Here is a 19,863-nt window from a genome sequence, read left to right on the forward strand (position 1 = left end):
TTCTTCTGTCATTAAATGAACTCAAGAGTTTGTAGTATGAACCGATAACCGGACATGACCTCTTTCAGGATGATGTTCATGAAGCGTGTGATGATGACGGCCCTGCTCTGCATGAGCCTGCTCGGCTGTTCGACTGATCCTATCGATCGGGGGGTGGGCGATCCTCGTCAGGCGATGCCGGGCATGGAGCTTACCTGGCTGACGGCGCGCATGGCCGATCAGATGATGGAAAAGCGCTCTCCCTCGACCCTGACCGAGCCCATTGCGGTGGCGGCCTTTGTCGATCTCGATACGCTGCAGGATACCAACTGGATGGGCCTGCAACTGCAGGAGAGTTTTATCCACGAGCTCAACCGCCGCGGTGAGGTGGTGGTGGACTTCAAGTTGACCGGAGCCATCAAGGTGACCCCCCAGGGGGACTTCGTCCTCAGCCGTAACTACAAGGACTTGGCGGGACGCCTGCCCATCTCCCGTATTCTGGTGGGGACCTTTAGCCGTAACAAGCAAGGGGTACTGGTCAATGCCCGCATCATCGACATGCGCACCAAGATGGTCGAAACCACGGCACAGAACCTGATCCCCCAGGCCTACCTGAATGGGGCGGCCAACTCCTTCGGTCGGGCCTCCCCCAACCGGGGCTATGTCTATCGCAGTAACATCGTCGGCCCGAGCGGCCGGCTGGTAAACCCTGTCTATTGAGGAGACGGTCATGAGAGTGCTCTGGATCCTGCTCGGCGCCCTGCTGCTCAACGGCTGCAGTGGTAATCGGGTCGTGGACTACACCAATCAGAAGCCGGACGACTTTCCCGTGATCCGTGCCGTGGGCTATGCGGTGATCAGCATCCAACCCGGCCCGAGCCAGGATGAGAAGATGCTTCAAGCGATCCGGGCTTCCAAGATGGATGCCTATCGGGAGCTTGCGGAGTCCCTCAATGGCCAGCAGGTGATGGGCCGCTCCAGTTACAAGGATCTGACCCAGGTCTCCAATGCTCTCGATGTGTCGGTTGAGGGCATAGTACGCGGAGCCAGGGTGGTACGCAGTTATCCCAACGGCAATACCTATGCCACCGAGATGGAACTCGACACCCGGGATCTCTACAACATCAATCAGCTGGCTTACGGTTACTGAAGGCAGATATACAAAAGAGGCGGGGTGACCCGCCTCTTTGGTTTTTATCACTACCCCAGCAACACGGGGGGGACGTCGGTCGGTTTGACATCCTCGCTCGGATAGCAACCAAGCACCTTGATGTGGCGGGTGATCTTGGTCAGCTCCACCAGGGCGGCCTGCATCTGGGGAGTTTGCAGATTGGCCGAGACATCCAGATAGAACATCTCTTCCCAGGGATTGCCCTGCACCGGACGGGACTCGAGCTTGGTCATGTTGATCTGGTGGCTGCGCAGTACCAGCAGTGCCTCAACCAGGGAGCCCGCCTGCTGGGAGGTGGACATGATGAGGGTGGTCTTGGCCGGGATCTGGGGGGCCACCTCGATGGGCTTGCGGGCCACCACGATGAAGCGGCTGTAGTTCTCCTTCTGGTTGGCCAGATGGGTGGCCAGCACCTCGAGGCCATAGAGCTCGCCGCCGGCAGCACTGCCGATGGCTGCGGCTTCGGGACTGGCCAGCTCGCGCACCTTCATCATGGCGCTGGAGGAGGAGTCGCAGATCTCGTGGCGTACCCCCTCAAGCTTGCCCAGATAGTGGGAGCACTGTTGGAACACCTGAGGGTGGGCGTAGAGGGTCTTGATGCGGGTGAGATCGGTGGCGACGGCGGTGAGGATGCAGTGCTCGATGGGGTAGGTGAGCTCACCGACGATGGAAAGGTTGGTGTGCTGCATCACGTCGTAGACCTCGTTGATGGAGCCCGAGCTGGTGTTCTCGATGGGCAGGACGCCATAGGCCGCCTGCCCCGACTCCACCGCATCGATCACCTCGCGAAAGTTGTGGCAGTTCACCTCGATGACCTGATCCTTGTAGCGCGCCAGATAGCGGCGGGCGGCCAGGCTGGAGTAAGAGCCCCGCGGTCCCAGATAGGCGACGCTGGTCATGGGCTCCTGCTGCCCCGGATTGAGCAGCCCTTGCAGGTAAGCCTGCTGGGAGAGCACCGAGTCCTCGATGATGGTGTGGTAGATGCGGGTCACGTACTGGGCATCGAGACCGAGGGGGCGCCCCTTCTGGATCAGGTTGACCAGCAGATCCTGCTCGCGCTGGTGATCCCGTATGGGGCGTGGATTGGCCTGTTTGGCCTTGGCCACCTCAATGCTGAGGCTCTTGCGCCGGGCCAGCAGGGCCAGCAGCTCCGTGTCGAGTTGGGTGATCTCTTCTCTGATGTGCTCGAGCAATGCCATTGCTTGTTCCCTGTGATGTGCCGTCATGGCTTATAAAAAAACAGAGCCTCCGCGGGGGGAGGCTCGATTCGTCTTTGGTCTCGTTAACGACGCGCAGCCACCCTCAGTCAGGCTGAGTAAAGAAGAAGAAACCAAAGAGGAATAGGGTCTGCATGGGGAGGTCTCCCTGTCGTCAATCCTCTAACCATTAAGGGATTTGCCGGTGGCTTGCAAGTAAAAAATGGCGTGACAGGGCACAGGTCAGCGCTCTCTTTGCCGGTTGTGGCACTGGTTCTTGGGCGCGGCTCACGGCATCATGGGCGACAATAATGACGGTTGGCGGGAGGTATCATGGCGTTGATTTTCGATCTGGGGCGAGTGATCGTCAGTTGGGATCCCGAGGGCATAGTGAAGGCGGTGCGAGGGTCGGCCGGCGCCGCCGAGCTGGCCCGGGTGCTGTTCGATCATCCCGATTGGCTGGAGGTGGACCGGGGGACCCTCTCCCTGCACACCATGGCGCGCCGTGCCGAGGCGCGAACCGGCCTCTCCATGGCCGAGAATCTGGCCATTCTGGAGGCGGTGCCTCCCTCCCTGGTACCCAACCCCGCCATGCTATCCCTGCTCGCCGAGCTGCATCAGCGTGGTCACCACCTCTATGCCCTCTCCAACATGGGGCACGCCAGCATCGATTATCTCGAGCAGCACTGCGACTTCTGGCGCTTCTTCAGGGGGAAGGTCGTGTCGGCCAGGGTACGCATGATGAAGCCAGAGCCCGATATCTACCGCTATCTGCTGGTGGCTCACGACCTCAAGGCCCGGGATTGCCTCTTTATCGATGACAGTGCCGCCAATATCGAGGCGGCCGCCCGGGTCGGCATTCAGGGGATCCTGTTTACGGATGCGAGCCAGTGTCGCCACGAACTGCAGGCCTTCGGCAAGCTGTAAGGTAACCCTCATGTCCGACAATATTGTCTCTCTGAGCCCCGTGCGCGATCAGCTGTTTCTGGCAAGAGAACAGCGACTGATGGCTCAGCTCGCCGCCCATCCGCGGCTGATCGTCTCCTTCTCGGGCAGGATGGAGTCCTGCTATGCCATGGAACTCTGCCGCGCCGCCGGCGTGTCGGTGCGGGCCTTTACGGTCGACAGCCCAAACCGTAGCCGGCGTGATATCGCCCGCTCCCGTCGTTACTGTGAGTACCATGGCATCGATCAGGTGCTGATCAAGAGCGAGGAGATGATCTTCTTCGACCACGACGGCATCGCCACCCAGGCGCCTGACCCCGTTCGCTGGCTGAGCCGCTTTCGGGACGCCCACCCGGGGCTTGCGACCATTCCACTGTTGGTGGCGGCCTCGGTGGAAGATGCCGAGGCCTATCGTGCCCACTTTGGCCCCCCTCCGGCCAACACCCTCTGGACCTTTGCCGAGGAGGGGATGACCACCCGCGACTTTCGTTACGGTTTTCACCAGCGCCAACTGGCCGTCTGGGGAAGCAACGAGACCGGTTGTCTGAGCCTGCGTTTCTCCAGCGAGGAGGACATGGACGGGGATCGGCTGCGCATGGTGGACATGGCCGAGCAGATCCTGGCCGATATGGGGTTACCCGAGGCGCGGGTCTTCTTTCACTACCTGTCGGATGGGGAGACCATGCTCGGTCGGGTGCGGGTGGATGAGCGAGAGCTGGCGACCGCCTTCGATCGGCGCGAAGAGATCCTTGGCGCCCTGCAGGCGTGCGGCTTCGATCTGGTGACTCTCGATCTGCACCGGATGGCGCACGACCATGCTCTCGAGCAGTGCCGGCCGTAGGCAGTGTGATCCCGGTCGTGGGCAGAGGGGGCCGACGCGATTATACTTGCCACCCTTTGCCCATCACGAGAATCACCCGATGAAGAGCCTTCTTTCCACCCTGCTGCTGGTTCCAGCCCTGACAGTCGCGGCGCCCCTGACCCAGGTCACCCTGCCCGATGGTACCCAGATCCAGCTTAACGACGATCACACCTGGGAGTATCTGGTGGTCAAACCGGCCGAGCCGAGCGTGACGGCGACCGCAACCAGCGGTGCGCCCGTGGCGACTGTGCTGACCGAGCAGGCCAAGGCGCGACCCGAGCTGCTGAGCCAGGCCACCAAGGAGGGGATCGCCGTTGCCCTGAGTGGTGTAGAAGGGGATGAGACCCTCACCCTGCACTTCGAGGCGCACAACCAGGGGAGCCGCAATGCCATCCTGGTGACTGGCTGGGTGACCCTGTTCGATCAGGACGGTCGCCAGCTGGTGCGTGAGCCGGCTCGCTTCTGGGTGGCCGAGACCCGTATGCCGGAAACCTATCTGCGCAAGGGTGAGCAGCGCGCGGCCCGCGACCTTGAGCTGGCACGCCCGGCGGGCCTGACCGGCAAGCCCCTGGTGCGTGTCGAGCTCGACGAGATCGCCTTTCGCTGAGACATGACTGCTTACCGGCTGCAAAAATTGCTTACAACTGCAATGCTCCGGTAACAGCTTGTGGCTCGGCCGGGCCGCAGGGTAGAGGCACAATGACTCCCGTTCCAATCCATCCTTGAAACGGAGTTTGATACCATGAAGAAGATCACCCTCTCCCTGCTGGCCCTCTCTGCCCTGACCGCCCACTCTGCCTTCGCGGCCGACGCCTTCAGTTATGCCAAGGGCGCTGCCACCTGGGCACACACCAAGTCCGATTATCTCAAGGACTTGAACAGCCCCCGTGACAGTGAGTCGACCCGCGACTTTGGCGGTGTGACCCTGGATCTCTCCAAGTCCTTTGCCGGTAACTTCTATGGTCGCCTCGGCAGCGAGTACACCTCTCGCCAGCATGGCAACGACGGCATGGGCATCTACAACGCCGGTATCGGTATGTTTACCCCCCTCAGCACCGGCTTGAACCTCTACGGTGAGATGGGCGCCATGGGCTACACCCTGGAGCGCGAGCTGGCTCACGATGTGAAAGGGTGGGATGCGATCTCTCGCAAGAGCAGCGGCAGCCTGTACGGCGAAGTGGGTCTGCGTTACGACGTTGGCAATGTGGAGCTCTCCACCGCCTACCGTTACGCCAACATGACCAAGGACATGCACGACTTCAAGGTGGGGGCTGCCTACAAGCTGAGCCCTGCCTGGGCCCTGACCGCCGACTACACCTATCGCAACTGGGATCTGCAGAAGGGTTCCATCTCCAGCCTGGGCGTGAAATACAGCTTCTGATCCCCTGTCTGGTTTCCACCTCCTTTGGCCCGGCGCATCTGCCCGGGCCTTTTTCATGGCGGCACGGGATAAACTTATACAACTTGCATTTTCTTGTACAACCACTATAAAGAGAAATAGTTGTGCAAGGAGGTGTGTCATGTACAAGATTAATGTCGGGATCAGCGCCTGTCTGCTCGGGGCCGAGGTGCGCTATGACGGGGGCCACAAGCGCTCCCCCTTCTGCGAGCGTGAACTGGCCCAACACTTCGATTTTCATCCCCTCTGTCCCGAGATGGCCATCGGTCTCGGGGCGCCACGCCCCACCATACGTCTGGTGCGCCGCGATGGCACCATTCGAGCCGAGGCGAGCAACGGCAGCTTTGACGTGACCGAGCGTCTCATCGCGTTTAGCGAACAGAAGGTACGCGAGCTCGACTTCCTCAGCGGCTACATCCTCTGCGCCAAGTCCCCCAGCTGTGGCATGGAGCGGGTGAAGGTCTACGGAGGCGAGGGGGCTGCCAAGGAGGGGGTTGGGCTGTTTGCCCAGGCCCTGATGAAGGCGCATCCCCTGTTACCGGTGGAGGAGGAGGGGCGGCTCAACGATCCCATCTTGCGTGAGAACTTCGTGCTGCGAGTCTTTGCCTACCACGACTGGCAGCAGCTGGCACGCCAGGGGCTGAGCGCGGCGCGCCTTATCGCCTTTCACTCCCGTTACAAGTATCTGGTGCTCTCCCATGCCCCCGATGCCTATCGTCGTCTTGGCAGCCTGCTCGGTCGCCTCGACGAGCGCCCCCTCGATGAGGTGGCTGACACCTATATCGCCGGTCTGATGGCGGCCCTGACCCGGCGTGCCAACCGCAAGGGGCACTCCAATGTGTTGCAGCATCTGCAGGGCTATTTCAAGCGCCACCTGAGCTCACCCCAGCGCCAGGAGTTGGCCGAGGTGATCCACAAGTATCGGGTCGGCCTGTTGCCACTGTTGGTCCCCATGACCCTGATCCGTCACTACCTGCGTGAATTTCCGAACCCCTATCTGGCGTCGCAGGTCTACCTGCAGCCCCATCCCGAATCCTTGAAGTTGAGGTACAGCCTGTGACCGACCCCTCTCTCTACCCCATTCGTGACGTGGCACGTCTGACCGGGGTCAACCCGGTCACCCTGAGGGCCTGGCAGCGCCGTTATGGTTTGGTGGTGCCACAGCGTACCGAGAAGGGACATCGCCTCTACAGCGAGCAGGATATCGCCCTGATCCGGCGTATTCTCGCCTGGCTCGAGCTGGGGGTCAGCATCGGTCAGGTGCGTCCACTGCTGGAGCAGGATCCCCCGGCTGCGAAAGGCCTGCCGGATCACTGGCAGGAGAAGGTGGAGTCCCTCGACTCGGCCTTGTTGGTCTTGAATCAGCGCCAACTGGAGTCGCTTCTCGGTGAGCTGACCGCCAATTACCCGCTGCCCCTGCTGCGCCGCCAGGTCTTTTCCCCCTGGCTGGCACATCTGGCCCGCCATCTGGAGCGTCCCGATGGTGCGGCGCTGTACGCCTATGCCCTGAACTTCCTCGAGATCTATTTTGGCCGTCGCCTGGTGACCCAGGACAAAGGGGTGCCCCTGACTCTGGCTGGCGTGGGGCGCCTGCCACCGCTCGAGCTGGTGCTGTGCGCCATGGAGGCCCGCGAGGCGGGCTTTATGGTCACTTTGCTGCCGCAGTTGACGGCCCGCGAGGCCCGTCTGTTGGCGCCACGTCTGAGCGGCCCCCTGCTGGTGCTGGTGGGGGCAGGAGTACCCGGCGAGGTGAGCGATAGCTGGCCCGAGGGGACAGTGCTGCTCGGTGAGATGCTCTCCCTCTATCCCGACTACGCAGGTGGTGCCTTCCCCGGGGTTGGGGAGTGGCTAGCCGCAAGAGAGGGGGCCTGATATGCAGCTCGTCTGGTTTCGCCAGGATCTGCGGATCGTCGATCACCGCGCCCTGACTCAGGCCTGCCAGCGCGCCCGCGAGCGCGGTGAGGCCGTTGCGGGTCTCTTTATCATCAGCCGCGAGCAGTGGCGTCATCACCATATGGCCCCAGTGCGCGAGCGCTTCTTGTTCGAGCGGGTCAACGAGCTGGGCGCCGAGCTGGCGCGCCTCGGCATCCCGCTGCATCTTATCGAGGTGCCCTGGTTTGAGGAGATACCTGCCGCTTTGGCAAGCTGGGCGCAGGAGAGGGGGGTGAGCGAGCTGCATGCCCTGAGCGCCATCGAGATTGACGAGCGGCGCCGGGATAAGGCCGTCGCGGCGGCCCTGCCCATCCCCTGTCACTTCATCCCCGGCTGCTGCGTCTTCGCGCCGGGGGAGATCCTCACCGGCAAGGGGGAGCCCTTCAAGGTGTTCACCCCCTTCAGCCGGGCCTGGCTTGGGCAACTGGCGTCGCGGGGATTTTCCCTGCTGCCGCCTCCCCGCCCGGTTGCGGCCCCATTGTCGTGGCAGCCTCTGTCATTGCCCGAGCGCAGCGAGCACGAGCAGCGGGTGCTGGCCCATTGGCCGGTAGCCGAGGGGGAGGCCGAGGGGCGCCTGTGCGGTTTTGTGGAGGAGGGGCTGCTCGCCTATGGGCAGTGGCGCGATTTTCCAGCGCAGGATGGCACCTCAAGCCTCTCTGCCTATCTGGCCGCGGGAGTCTTGAGCCCCAACCAGTGCCTCGCGGCCATCCAGACTGGCCTAGGCACCCTTCCTATGGAGAAGGAGGCGCCCGGTTTTGCCTGGCTCAATGAGCTCATCTGGCGCGAATTCTACCGCCATCTGCTCTACCTGGCGCCGCGCCTCTCCAGAAACCAGCCGTTTCAACTGCACACCCGGGCGCTGGCCTGGAGCCATGATGAGGAGCATTTCCTCGCCTGGTGTGAGGGGCGTACCGGTTATCCCATCGTCGATGCGGCCATGCGCTGCCTGCGGCAGACCGGTTGGATGCACAACCGGCTGCGCATGATAGTGGCGAGCTTTCTCACCAAGGATCTGCACATCTCCTGGCGCCGGGGGGAGGATTATTTCATGAGCCAGCTGATCGACGGGGATCTGGCCGCCAACAACGGTGGCTGGCAATGGGCGGCCGGCACCGGAGCCGATGCAGCGCCCTATTTCCGGGTCTTTAACCCCACCACCCAGGGGCAGCGCTTCGATCCTGAAGGGGCCTTTATTCGCCGCTGGGTACCCGAGCTGGCGGCCCTGCCTGTCACCCGTCTGCATCAGCCCGGTCCCGTCGGCGCCTATCCGGCCCCCATCGTCGATCACGGCGCGGCCCGTCTGCGCGCCATCGCCATGTTTAAAGCGTTGGGGTGAGTCATCGATGCCTCTGTTTCTTCGTCGCTTTGGGAAGGGGAGAGAGGGGCGGGTGCGACCATATCAGACTACGCCTTCATCCGGCTGAGATAGACTTGCTATTGGGGGCAGGGGTGTGTGCGCTGGTACAGCCCCTTCTCTGGCTGGTGCTGTTGCCCTTGATGATCAGGGCAACCGGATGGGGAGGCGAGATCATGAGCCATGACGAGACCCTGCTCTTTAGCAAGTGGACCCGGGAGCCGGAGCCTTCCGGTGTGAGGTCAGCCCTTACGGATCACTTTCTGGTGGTCTCCTGTTGTCGTAATGCCATGGGGTCGCTTGAGCGCGTCACCTTGCAAAATGTCAATGATCTCTCCGAGATGGAGGTCGAGAGTCATGAGTTACAGGGCTCGGGCCGTTGGCATCGTGGTTGGGATTAGCTCCGGGAAGCCAACGTCTCCTGTTTTATCCTCTCCTGACAAGGGCTCACTGATAGCCTGCAACTATCAAGTTCCCAGGCAGCAACGATTATCCCTCCACTTCCTGAGTGATTATTCTGGCTCTGTTCCCAAGATTTGGAGGTGTTTCATGAAAAATGCTATCGGTCTCGATGCCGCTCAATCCCAGGCGCTGGCCGCCGAGCTTAACCAGCTCCTCTCCAGCTATCAGATCCTCTACATGAACGTGCGCGGTTTTCACTGGAATATTCGCGGCAACCAATTCTTCGAGCTGCACCTGAAGTTCGAGGAGATCTACAACGATCTGCTGCTCAAGGTCGATGAGCTGGCCGAGCGGATCCTCACCCTGGGGGCCGTGCCCGAGCACAGTTTCAGCCGCTATCTGACCCTCTCCTCCATCGCCGAGGCACAGGGCGTTCACGATGGGCGCGCCTGCATCGAATCCCTGCTGGCGGGTTTTCGCGAGCTGCTGATGGCCCAGCGCACCATATTGAACCAGGCCGCCGAGGCCGGCGACGAAGGTACCGGCTCCCTGCTCTCTGACTACATCCAGCAGCAAGAGAAGCTGGTGTGGATGCTGCGAGCCTATCTCGACTAAGACATATTTTCCTTCCTTGCCATACCGTTATCCACCCTTTACCGCCCTCTGGGCGGTTTTTTTATGGTGATGAAATTGATTCAGATCAAACGAATATAAACTAACAATCAGAATGCCTATTCAATCGGCGGGGTCAGGCATAGAATCGCCGCAAAACAGACAAATGAAATGTCAATTAGGAGTGGCATCATGTTTTGTGTGCAATGTGAACAGACCATCCGTACCCCGGCCGGCAACGGCTGCGCCTTCGCCCAGGGCATGTGCGGCAAGACCGCCGAGACCTCCGATCTGCAGGACGTGCTCATCTATACCCTGCAAGGGGTGAGTGCCTGGGCCGAGCTTGCCCGAGAGCACGGCATCGTGGATCGCGCCATCGACGCCTTCGTCCCCCAAGCCTTCTTTGCCACCCTGACCAACGTCAACTTCGACTCCGATCGCATCATCGCCTACGTGCGCCAGGCTCTCGCCTTCCGTCAGCAACTGGCCGGGCGCATCGGTGCCTTCGCCGTGGATCTCACCGCCCTGCCTGCCGCGGCCACCTTCGAGCCGGGTGAAGAGAAATTGAGCCAGCTCGCCGTGGCTCCCCAGGCCGCCGTCAATCGCGGCAAGGATCGGGTCAGCGAGGATGTCATGGGGCTGCGCCTGCTCTGCCTCTACGGCCTCAAGGGGGCTGCCGCCTACATGGAGCACGCCCGGGTGCTGGGGGAGCAGGACGATGCCATTGGCGCCGAGTTCCATCGCATCATGGCCTGGCTGGCCACCGATCCCGCCGAGGTTGCCCCCCTGCTCCAGTGCGCCATGGACATTGGCCTGCTCAACTTCAAGATAATGGAGATGCTCGATCGCGGTGAGACCAGTGCCTTCGGCCATCCGGAGCCGACCCGGGTGCGCGTCACCCCGGTGCCGGGCAAGTGCATCCTGGTCTCCGGCCACGACATGGTGGACCTCAAACTCATCCTTGAGCAGACCGCTGGCACCGGTATCAACGTCTATACCCATGGTGAGATGCTGCCGGCCCTGGCCTACCCCTTCTTCAAGCAGTATCCGCACCTGGTGGGCAACTATGGCTCAGCCTGGCAGAACCAGCAAAAAGAGTTCGCCAATTTCCCGGGCGCCGTGGTGATGACCTCCAACTGCATCATAGACCCCAACGTCGGCAGCTATAGCGATCGTATCTTCACTCGCTCCATCGTCGGCTGGCCCGGTGTCACCCATCTGGAAGGGGAGGATTTCTCCGCCGTGATCGCCAAGGCACAGGCACTGGATGGCTTCAAGCATGAAGAGCTGGAGCACTTCATCACCATCGGCTTTGCCCGCAACGCCCTGATGCAGGCGGCCCCCGCCGTTATCGACAGGGTCAAGAGCGGCGACATCAAGCACTTCTTCCTGGTCGGTGGCTGTGACGGCGATCGTGCCGAGCGCGCCTACTACACCGAATTTGCCAAGGCAGTGCCGCAGGACAGCCTGCTGCTCACCCTGGGCTGCGGCAAGTACAAGTTCAACAAGCTGGAGTTCGGCGATATCCAGGGCATTCCGCGCCTGCTCGATGTGGGTCAGTGCAACGATGCCTACTCTGCCATCCAGCTCGCCCTGGCCCTGGCCGATGCCTTCGAGTGCGGGGTCAACGACCTGCCCCTGACCCTGGTGCTCTCCTGGTTCGAGCAAAAAGCCATCGTCATCCTGCTCACCCTGCTGGCGCTGGGTGTGAAGAATATTCGCACTGGCCCGACCGCGCCCCCCTTCCTCACGCCTCATCTCATCCAGGTGTTGGAGGAGCAGTTTGGCCTCAAGGGAACCACCACGGCCGAGGCCGATCTGGCCGAGATCCTGGCGGCCTGATCCCCGTCTCTTATCTGCGTTTGGCGAGCCGCCCGGCTCGCCTTTTTTCACCTCGCACCGAGGAGCCTGACCATGACCTCACTTAGCCTCACCTGCATTGGCCGTCGCGCCGAGACCCACGACGTGGTGAGCTGGCAACTTGCCCCCCAGGAGGGGAGTCTGCCGCCCGTGCTTGCCGGCCAGTGCGTGACCCTGCATACCGAGATTGACGGTGTCTCCCACCGCCGCGCCTACACCCTGTCGTCGGCCCCCCATGATCCCTTCTGGACAGTCACCATCAAGGCCGTGGGCAAGGTTTCCAGCCATCTGCACCAGAGCCTGATGGTGGGCGATACCATCCGGGTCGACGGCCCCTTCGGGGAGTTCAACCTGAGCGCATTGCCTTGCGATCGCCCTTTGCTGCTCAGCGCCGGCTCTGGCGTCACCCCCATGTGGGCCATGCTGCGCGATGAGCTGGCCAAACGGAGCGATGCCGATATCCGCTTTATTCACAGTGCCCGCTCGCCACAGGATGTGATCTTTGGCCGGGAGCTGGCCTCCCTGGCCGAGGCACACCCCGGCGTGCGCCACGCCCTGGTACTGGAAGAGGCGCCAGCCGATCACCCCTGGGTGGGGCGTCTCACGCCGGACATGCTCAGAGAGCTGGCACCGGATCTGCTTGGCCGTCATGTCTACCTGTGTGGTCCTGCCCCCTATATGGAGGCGGTGGGCGCCATGCTGGTCGAGCTGGGGCTGCCTGCCGGACAACTGCATCAGGAGTCCTTTGGTTTGCCAGTTGCCGAGCCTGTACCCGAGTCCCTGGATCACTTCTGGCTGACCCTGAAAAAGAGTGGCAAGCGGGTGAGGATATTGCCGGGGCAAACCCTGCTGGCGGCGCTGGAAGCGGCCGGGGAGAGCATGCAGGCTGCCTGCCGGGCCGGTGTGTGTGGGGCCTGTCGCTGCACCACCACGGGTGAGATCGAGCGCCAGAGCGTGGTGACCCTGAGTACACAGGATCTGGAGAGTGGTGTGGCCCTGGCCTGCTCCTGCATCGCCAGAGGGGATGTCAGCCTCGACTATTAAGGTGTCAATTGTGTCATCATCTTTTCCCGACGGGAGTGGCAGGGTAGACTCTGTCCCGGTTTTTAACGACTGCGGGATAACAAGATGACCATTTTGGTAACGGGTGGTGCCGGCTATATCGGCTCCCATACGCTGGTAGAGCTGCTCTCTGATGGGCAGCAGGTGGTGGTGCTGGACAACCTTTCCAATTCGTCACCGGAGTCTCTCAAGCGAGTCGAGCAGATCACCGGCAAGGGGGTCACCTTCGTCGAGGGAGATGTGCTGGACAGAGCCTGTCTGCAGCGTCTGTTTGCCGAGCACAAGATAGAGGCGGTCATTCACTTCGCCGGCCTCAAGGCGGTGGGGGAGTCGACCCGGATCCCGCTCACCTACTACCAGAACAATGTTACCGGCACCCTGGTTTTGTGCGAGGAAATGGCCAGGGCCGGGGTGTTTCGCCTGGTGTTCAGCTCCTCGGCCACCGTCTACGGGGATCCCGCCTCGGTGCCCATCCACGAGTACTTCCCGACCGGGGCCACCAACCCCTATGGCCGCTCCAAGCTGATGGTCGAAGAGATGCTGCGCGATCTCAGCGCCTCCGATCCCCGCTGGTCCATCGTGCTGCTGCGTTACTTCAACCCGGTCGGCGCCCATGAGAGCGGCCTCATCGGTGAAGACCCGAGCGGCATCCCCAACAACCTGCTCCCCTACATCAGCCAGGTTGGGGTCGGCAAGCTCAAGGCGTTGGGCGTGTTTGGCAACGACTACCCCACGGTCGATGGCACCGGGGTGCGTGATTACATCCACGTGGTGGATCTTGCCATCGGCCATCTCAAGGCGCTGGCGCGTATCGCAGCCGACACCGGCGTCTTCACCTACAACCTGGGGACGGGTCAGGGCTACTCGGTGCTGGAGATGGTCAGGGCGTTCGAGGTGGCGAGCGGGCGCCCCATCCCTTACCAGATCAAGCCTCGCCGGCCTGGAGATATTGCCGAGTGCTGGGCCGATCCGGCTCTGGCTCGTGACGAGCTGGGCTGGCAGGCCGAGCGGGGGCTCGAGCAGATGATGGTCGATACCTGGCGCTGGCAGAGCGGTAATCCCAACGGCTACCACGGCTAACGAGAGAGGCGCCCAGGGGGCGCCTCTTGCTCTCTCTGTGAAGAGGATCTCAGTTTTCTGTTCTGAAAAGCCTACCAAATTTGCGCTTTTCTTCGTTTGATGTGAGAAACGGTGGCTCATCATCCCGGTTAAGAGCCATCCTCATGACAAGGTCACCTCACCCCCTTCACCTCTGGGCTCATCTCGGCGGCGACCCTCACCCCCGCAGAGTCCGCGAGGATCTGCCCGCCCGCCTCTCACTGGCCCGCTCACTGGGTATCGAGGGGGTCGTGGTGCCCATCCTGTGGCGGCATCTGGCGCCTGATACACCCCGTCAAATGAGTGAGGCCGCCGCATGGCAGCCCCTGCTTCGCCTCTGTCACACCATCGCCGACAGCGGCCTGGCGCTAATCCCCGAGGTACACCTGGCGGCCGCAGGCTCCGGCTATGACCGTCTGCTGCCGGACTGGCTGTGGGGATGGGCCGGTGAGCGTCTGCCGGTGTCGGCATCGGCGGATCTGTTGCGATACCGCGATGAGGCCGGGGTGGACAGCTCCCTCTCGATCAGCTGGTGGGGCGAGTCATTGATAGCCCCTCTGATGCGCCAGTGGCTCTCACTGCTGACTGAGCAACTGAGCCCGCTGGCGGCCGCCATCCCGCATCTGCAACTGGGGATGGGGCCCGCCGGGGAGTGGCGCTACCCCGATTTTGCCCGGCACGGGTGGCCACTGTTTGGGCGCGCCGGTCTTGCCGCCTTGCGGCGGGACATGGTGGCGCGCTATGGCTCGCCAGAGGATTGGCAGTGCGCCTGGCAAATGCCCGATGTGCAGGAAGCGGGGCTGCGCACCCTCCTCTCGACGCCGGGAGAGGCGATCCACCAGGAGGTGGCGTCATGGCTGGCGCGGGGGATTGCCCATCAGGGACGGGGCTGGCTGTCGCAGGTTGCGGGTCTGCTACAGGGTCCGTGGCAGCACACGACTCTGGGGGCGCGTCTGGCCATGGGGCATACTCCCGTGCTGGCCGAGCCCGGGGCGATTGGCGCCTGGCTTGACGAGGCCTTGCCTGACACCCTGCCGGTCGAGCGGCTCAGGATCTGGTTGGCGGGCGGGGAAGAAGAGGAGGCGCTTTGCGCCTGGCAGCAGACCTGTGCCGGCAGGGGGATGGGCACTCTGATTGAGAACCGCGGCTTCCTGCCCGGTGACGATCACCCCAGTTGGGAGCGTTTCAGGATGGCGGCCTTGCAGGGGCCTTCATGCCGGGGCTGGGTGTGGCGCGATCTGGAGCGGCTCGATCCGGTGGCAGAGCGCATACGCCGCCTGGCCAGGTTGCGCCACTCCCGGGGCGAGGATGAGCACCAGCGCCGCAAGGAGTTCCGTGTCATGGGCCCCTTGCATCTGAAAGTGGGCAACCAGCGTCAGGTGTTGAGCGAGCAGGAGTGGCTGCGCTTCGAAGAGGAGGTCGCCACCCTGCGCCGGATTGGGGTGAGCGCCATCTCGACCGATATCTGGTGGGGACTGGTGGAGGGGCGTCAGCCCGGATGTTTCGATTGGCGGTACTACGACAGGCTGGTTGCGCTGCTCGCGCGCCAGCAGATGCGCTGGGTTCCCATCCTCTCGTTTCATCAGGCCGGTGGCAACGTCAACGATGACTTTACCCAGACCATACCGCTTTGGCTCTGGGGCACCCTCTTGTCCCGTCATCCCGAGCTGGACTCGGTGCGAGAGCTGCAATACGTGAGCGAGACCGGAGATGCCTCCATGGAGTATCTCTCCCTCTGGGCCGATGAGTGGGTGCTTCCCTACTATCGCGCCTTTATGGCGGCGTTTCGTGACCACTATCGGCCCCATGCTGACCTGATGGCCGAGATCAACGTCAGCCTGGGCCCCGCCGGTGAGCTGCGATATCCCAGCTATAACGCTCACGATTGGGGCAACTACCCCAACCGGGGCACACTCCAGTGTTACAGTGAGTTGGCCAGGCTTGACTGGTGTGCTCACCTGGCGCGTCGCTATCAGGACATTCGGGTACTGAATTACACCTTTGGCACTCACCATGAGACGTTTGAAGCGATCCCGCTGCCGCAGGCCGATCTCCTGTTCGAAAACCGGGCCTACCAGCACTCTGCCTGGGGGAGGGAGTATCTGGGGTGGTACCACGATGCCCTGGTCAGCCATGGGCGCCGGATCACCGACTGTGCTCTCGCTGTGTTTGACGAGCCACACTGGTCGCGGGTACCCATCGGCATCAAGATCCCCGGTATCCATTGGGAGATCGGCGATCCGCACCAGCCCAGAGTCGCCGAGATCACCGCAGGACTGTTGCGTCCACACCCGGCCATGGGACCACACAACCAGCGAGAGTATGTACAGCTGCTCGATGCCCTGGTGCCCGCCGGGCTGCGGGGACGGGTGGTGGTGCATTTTACCTGTCTCGAGATGCAGAACCGCCCCTATGAGGGGTACTCCCAGGCCGCCGATCTGGTGGGGTGGTTTGCGGCGGCGGCCCATGAGCTGGGGATCCGTCTGATGGGGGAGAATGCCCTGGCCGGCGAGCTGTATGGGGAGACAGGCTGGCGCCAGATGGAGAAGGCGTTGGCAGAGACGCCGGGCTTTGGCGGGTTAACCCTGCTGCGTATGCAGCACTTCTTCGATGAGGACCGCACCCCTCTCGAACAGCTACAGCGCCTCATCACCCGCTTCCAATGAAAACACCCCGCCGTGGCGGGGTGTGGATTATTGGCGATAGAAGCGGTTGAGTTCGTTCATCACCTGCACCAATACCCCCATGTCGGGGTTGGTGTGGCGCAGGGGCGTGTAGTCGCTTCGGTGCAGCAGCTCGAAGTCACCCCGTTTGTCGAAGTGGGTGATCACATCCCCTTGATAGATGGCAAACTCCTGGCCGTCTCCGCTCAGTGTCCAGCTGCGATTGCCGGGCATGAAGAGGGATTGCCCGCTGGCGTAGTCCCGAGGGGCATTGCGCACCCCCAGCATGCCCTGCATCAGGGTGGGGGCGAGATCCAGATGACTGGTGTCCTGGGTCATCACGGCCGGTTGCATGCCGGGCCAGGCGATGACCAGAGGCACCTGTACCTGGTATGGGGAGAAGTTGTTGCCATAACCCCAGTTGTTGCGTCCGGTGTCGTTGAACTCCATGCCATGGTCGGAGGTGATGATGACGATGGTCTTGTCGAGCACGCCCTGTTGCTGGAGCCGGTTGGTGAGCTGCTCGAGCAGCTGGTCGACGTAGAAGACGGCGTTTTTGTAACTGTTCTCCAGCCGCTGACGGTTCTCTTTACGGTAGGCCGTGGCCGGATTGAACTGCTTGAGCGTCGGCTGGAAGGGACCCTGGAACTGCTCTGGCGTGCTGTAACGGCCGACCGAGGTGAGATAGAGCAGGGAGAACCAGGGACGCTCGTCGCTGTTTTTCTCCAGCCAGGCTCCCCATTGCTCGAGCAGGGCGCCATCTTGCGGCTGCTGGGAGATGAAGACAGGTTTGCGCAAGCCGGCCAGCAAGGTATTGCGATACTGACGCTCGGAGGCCAGCGGGCCAAAGAGGCCGAATTGATAATCCTGGCGCAGCATTTCGTCGAACAGCAGGGGAGGGCGCTTCTCCCGACCCATGTCGGCCATGTAGTGGCCCGGCAGTCCGTAGAAGAGGGTAAAGAGGCCGCTGAGATTGCCGTTGCCACCGGAGAGGTGGGAGCGGTAGAGCAGATGCTGATCGGCAAAGCGCTGCAGATTCGGCATGTTGATGTTGTTGAGCATGTCAAAGCGCAGGGAGTCGACCACGACGACCTGCAGGTTGTAACGCTGCTCCGGGACATCGACGCTCAGGGTACGCAGGGGGTAGCGCAGCCGTTCATTGCCCTCGCTCTCCTGCTGGCTCTTGGCCGCCTTCTCGAACTCGGCCAGATCCAGCCAGCCATGCTTGGCCAGGAAGGTGCGGGCCGTCATGGGATAGGAGAGAGGGAAGTTGGCCTTCTGGGCCGTTATCGGTTGATAGAGAGTGGCATCGGCCCAGCTGTTGACCAGGTGGGTCAACATGAAGCAGATAAGCAGCAGTACGCCTACGTGATTGCCATACTGGCGACGCTTGCGCTTGTTGATCTTGCGCCAGGTGTAGGCCGAGAGCAGCAGCTCGATCAGCAGCAGGCTGGGCACGGCGATGAAGAGCATGCTCCAGCTGGTCCCCTCCTCGGTCTGGGCCTGCTCCAGCAGCAGCGGCCACATCTGGCCGTTGAGGTGAAACTTGAAGAGCCGGAAGATCTGGGTGTCGAGCAGCAGTAACAGCAGTGCGAGCGTGCTGACCACCACGGCACTGAAGCGCAGCACCTTCTCCTTTGGCAGCACGAAGCTTAAGGGGAAGATGGTGAGCAGATAGGTGACGAAGCCGAGAAACGAGAAGTGGCCGATCCAGCTGACCACCAGATAGGCAACTCCGAGTGTGGTCGACGGCCAGGGGATCGCGCCCAGATAGCGGGTGGCGATCAGCATGGCCAGCAGAATATTAAAGAAGCAGAACCAATGTCCCCAGGTGATCAGGCGAGAGACATTATCACGATAGGGGTTACCGGTTTCGACCATACTCGTCCATCAGGTTCAGGTTGGATACGGACCGGAAGCTCAGTGGGGCTGGTTGCCTTTGTCCACGGAGGCGGTCAGGGCCTGCACGAACTTGTCGGCGATGGCCTGGCGTTGTGCCTGGGGCAGTTCGTTGATGATATTGGTGGCGAGATTGCCCAGCACCATGAGGCTGAGATCCACCGGGGCCTTGTGCTGTTCCAGCACGGCGATGAGATCGTTCATCAGGGCGTCAAACTGCTCGTTTTTGTACTTTGATACGATGGGCATAATCTTGGATTCATCTCGGTTCAAAGCGCCTTATAATACCCCACCCTCTTGGCTAACACTATGGCTTTGTGACATGAGTCTCGATATCGACAAGATCATCCTTCACTCCCTGCGACTGGACGCCGAAGGCCGTCCCCGGGCGGATTCCCACTCTCAGCTGCTGGTCGTCGACGATGCCGTGCAGGGGCTGATGGCCGAGTTGCACCGCATCTACAACGGCAAGGGGGGCAAGGGGTTTGGTTACTTCCCCGCCGCCACCGATGAGGAGGAGGCACCGGATCCCCGGTTTCGTGACGCACTGACGGCCCTGCGCCAGGGGGCGCTCGATTTTGTCCCCTTCTCCGAGCAGTTGACCGGTGCCCTGGTTGAGACGCTGGTTCGCCATGGCCTCGACGAGCATGGCGTGCTGTTGGTGGCGCGCTACCAGTATGTGGGGGTGGATTACCTGCTGCTGGCGCTGCTCGACAGCAAGGAGAGCGTGACCGTGAGCGACCGCCTGGAGCTGCGCCACATCCAGTATCTCGACATCGGCAAGATGAATCTGGTGGCCCGGGTCGATCTCACCGAGTGGCAAACCCAGGGCGACTCGCGCCGTTATGTCACCTTCAGCAAGGGGCGGGTTGGACGTAAATTGGGGGATCTCTTTATCGAGCTGTTCGGTATCCGTGAGGGGATGGATCCCAAGTTGCAAAACAAGGGGCTGCTGCAGGCGGTTGAGGAGTATTGCGAGACTCGGCAGATGCCCGCCGAGGAGAGCCGTGAATACAAGAAGCAGGTGTTTAAATATTGCACTGAACAGGCGAGCGCCGGTGAGGAGATCGAGCTGCGGGAGCTGTCGGCCGAGTTGCCCGGCAAGGACGATCTCGACTTCTACAGCTTCGTCGGTGATGAGTACCAGCTCGAGGAGCGTTTCCCGGTCGATCGCAGCACCTTGCGCGGCCTGACCAAGTTTGTGGGGTCCGGGGGCGGGCTCACCCTGAGTTTCGATCAGAAGCTGCTCGGCAGCCGGGTCTTCTACGATCCCGATACGGATACCCTGACCGTCAAGGGGGTGCCGCCCAATCTCAAGGACCAGCTGTTGCGCCAAGGCTGATGACGTGATTGAGATCACAAATACACCGAAAGCCCCCATCCGGGGGCTTTTTGATGCCTGCCGCAGGGCGAGTTGGAAATTCCTCTG

General features: G+C 62.0%; 19 protein-coding genes. 16 read left to right on the plus strand and 3 right to left on the minus strand.

What is annotated here, in order from left to right; all coding sequences use genetic code 11:
* The first annotated feature begins 78 nt into the window (after window positions 1-78).
* Together AB5Y48_RS09545 and AB5Y48_RS09550 are read left to right on the plus strand one after the other, a co-directional pair.
* Entirely contained in the window at window positions 79-699 is a 621-nt protein-coding gene (locus AB5Y48_RS09545; protein WP_050665016.1) for a FlgO family outer membrane protein, read from the plus strand.
* A 10-nt stretch (window positions 700-709) separates the two neighbouring features.
* Entirely contained in the window at window positions 710-1,129 is a 420-nt protein-coding gene (locus AB5Y48_RS09550; protein ID WP_136613070.1) for an LPP20 family lipoprotein, read from the plus strand.
* Window positions 1,130-1,179: 50 nt separating this feature from the next.
* Here AB5Y48_RS09550 and pheA read toward each other — a convergent pair whose 3' ends face one another.
* Window positions 1,180-2,349 carry a prephenate dehydratase gene (gene pheA / locus AB5Y48_RS09555; RefSeq protein ID WP_050665018.1) on the minus strand — a complete coding sequence of 390 codons (1,170 nt, stop codon included), beginning with the start codon at window positions 2,347-2,349 and terminating at the stop codon, window positions 1,180-1,182.
* Between the two features lie 330 nt (window positions 2,350-2,679).
* Between pheA and AB5Y48_RS09560 the strand changes: the two genes are divergently transcribed.
* From AB5Y48_RS09560 to AB5Y48_RS09620, 13 genes are all read left to right on the plus strand, one after another.
* Complete coding sequence (locus tag AB5Y48_RS09560) at window positions 2,680-3,273, plus strand: HAD family phosphatase (protein WP_050665019.1); 594 nt, start codon at window positions 2,680-2,682, stop codon at window positions 3,271-3,273.
* 10 nt (window positions 3,274-3,283) lie between these two features.
* Window positions 3,284-4,132: a hypothetical protein gene (locus AB5Y48_RS09565; protein WP_060584665.1), complete on the plus strand. Its 849-nt coding sequence runs from the start codon at window positions 3,284-3,286 to the stop codon at window positions 4,130-4,132.
* 79 nt (window positions 4,133-4,211) lie between these two features.
* Window positions 4,212-4,760 (plus strand): DUF3157 family protein, encoded by a 549-nt coding sequence (locus AB5Y48_RS09570; RefSeq protein ID WP_060584667.1) that lies wholly within the window; start codon window positions 4,212-4,214, stop codon window positions 4,758-4,760.
* A gap of 135 nt (window positions 4,761-4,895) precedes the next feature.
* The gene (locus tag AB5Y48_RS09575) at window positions 4,896-5,534 is read left to right on the plus strand and encodes an outer membrane beta-barrel protein (protein WP_050665022.1); all 639 of its coding nucleotides are present in this window, start codon (window positions 4,896-4,898) and stop codon (window positions 5,532-5,534) included.
* A gap of 139 nt (window positions 5,535-5,673) precedes the next feature.
* The gene (locus AB5Y48_RS09580) at window positions 5,674-6,612 is read left to right on the plus strand and encodes a DUF523 and DUF1722 domain-containing protein (protein ID WP_060584671.1); all 939 of its coding nucleotides are present in this window, start codon (window positions 5,674-5,676) and stop codon (window positions 6,610-6,612) included.
* Window positions 6,609-7,424 (plus strand): MerR family transcriptional regulator, encoded by an 816-nt coding sequence (locus AB5Y48_RS09585; RefSeq protein ID WP_368164282.1) that lies wholly within the window; start codon window positions 6,609-6,611, stop codon window positions 7,422-7,424. Before AB5Y48_RS09580 ends, AB5Y48_RS09585 begins: the two co-directional genes overlap by 4 nt.
* Before the next feature lies 1 nt (window position 7,425).
* Complete coding sequence (gene phrB / locus AB5Y48_RS09590; RefSeq protein WP_368164283.1) at window positions 7,426-8,820, plus strand: deoxyribodipyrimidine photo-lyase; 1,395 nt, start codon at window positions 7,426-7,428, stop codon at window positions 8,818-8,820.
* A 194-nt stretch (window positions 8,821-9,014) separates the two neighbouring features.
* Window positions 9,015-9,239 carry a TIGR02450 family Trp-rich protein gene (locus AB5Y48_RS09595; RefSeq protein ID WP_136613075.1) on the plus strand — a complete coding sequence of 75 codons (225 nt, stop codon included), beginning with the start codon at window positions 9,015-9,017 and terminating at the stop codon, window positions 9,237-9,239.
* A 148-nt stretch (window positions 9,240-9,387) separates the two neighbouring features.
* Complete coding sequence (locus AB5Y48_RS09600) at window positions 9,388-9,855, plus strand: Dps family protein (RefSeq protein WP_224159598.1); 468 nt, start codon at window positions 9,388-9,390, stop codon at window positions 9,853-9,855.
* A 189-nt stretch (window positions 9,856-10,044) separates the two neighbouring features.
* Window positions 10,045-11,694, plus strand: a complete 1,650-nt coding sequence (gene hcp / locus AB5Y48_RS09605; protein ID WP_060584691.1) for a hydroxylamine reductase — start codon at window positions 10,045-10,047, stop codon at window positions 11,692-11,694.
* Between the two features lie 72 nt (window positions 11,695-11,766).
* Window positions 11,767-12,756, plus strand: a complete 990-nt coding sequence (locus AB5Y48_RS09610; protein ID WP_368164284.1) for an FAD-binding oxidoreductase — start codon at window positions 11,767-11,769, stop codon at window positions 12,754-12,756.
* Window positions 12,757-12,840: 84 nt separating this feature from the next.
* A complete protein-coding gene (gene galE / locus AB5Y48_RS09615; RefSeq protein WP_136613077.1) occupies window positions 12,841-13,854 on the plus strand; it encodes a UDP-glucose 4-epimerase GalE in 1,014 nt (337 codons plus the stop codon).
* A 143-nt stretch (window positions 13,855-13,997) separates the two neighbouring features.
* On the plus strand, window positions 13,998-16,538 hold the full coding sequence (locus AB5Y48_RS09620; RefSeq protein ID WP_368164285.1) for a family 14 glycosylhydrolase: 2,541 nt from the start codon (window positions 13,998-14,000) through the stop codon (window positions 16,536-16,538).
* Between the two features lie 27 nt (window positions 16,539-16,565).
* Here AB5Y48_RS09620 and AB5Y48_RS09625 read toward each other — a convergent pair whose 3' ends face one another.
* Window positions 16,566-18,416 carry a DUF3413 domain-containing protein gene (locus tag AB5Y48_RS09625; protein WP_224159603.1) on the minus strand — a complete coding sequence of 617 codons (1,851 nt, stop codon included), beginning with the start codon at window positions 18,414-18,416 and terminating at the stop codon, window positions 16,566-16,568.
* A gap of 39 nt (window positions 18,417-18,455) precedes the next feature.
* Window positions 18,456-18,683 (minus strand): YejL family protein, encoded by a 228-nt coding sequence (locus AB5Y48_RS09630; RefSeq protein WP_050665033.1) that lies wholly within the window; start codon window positions 18,681-18,683, stop codon window positions 18,456-18,458.
* Window positions 18,684-18,756: 73 nt separating this feature from the next.
* Here AB5Y48_RS09630 and yejK point away from each other — a divergent pair, with 73 nt between their 5' ends.
* Complete coding sequence (gene yejK / locus AB5Y48_RS09635; protein ID WP_060584699.1) at window positions 18,757-19,776, plus strand: nucleoid-associated protein YejK; 1,020 nt, start codon at window positions 18,757-18,759, stop codon at window positions 19,774-19,776.
* Window positions 19,777-19,863 lie beyond the last annotated feature (87 nt).

Origin of the sequence: Aeromonas sp. R6-2 (genome assembly GCF_040908155.1) — a bacterium.
Taxonomy (GTDB): domain Bacteria; phylum Pseudomonadota; class Gammaproteobacteria; order Enterobacterales; family Aeromonadaceae; genus Aeromonas; species Aeromonas schubertii.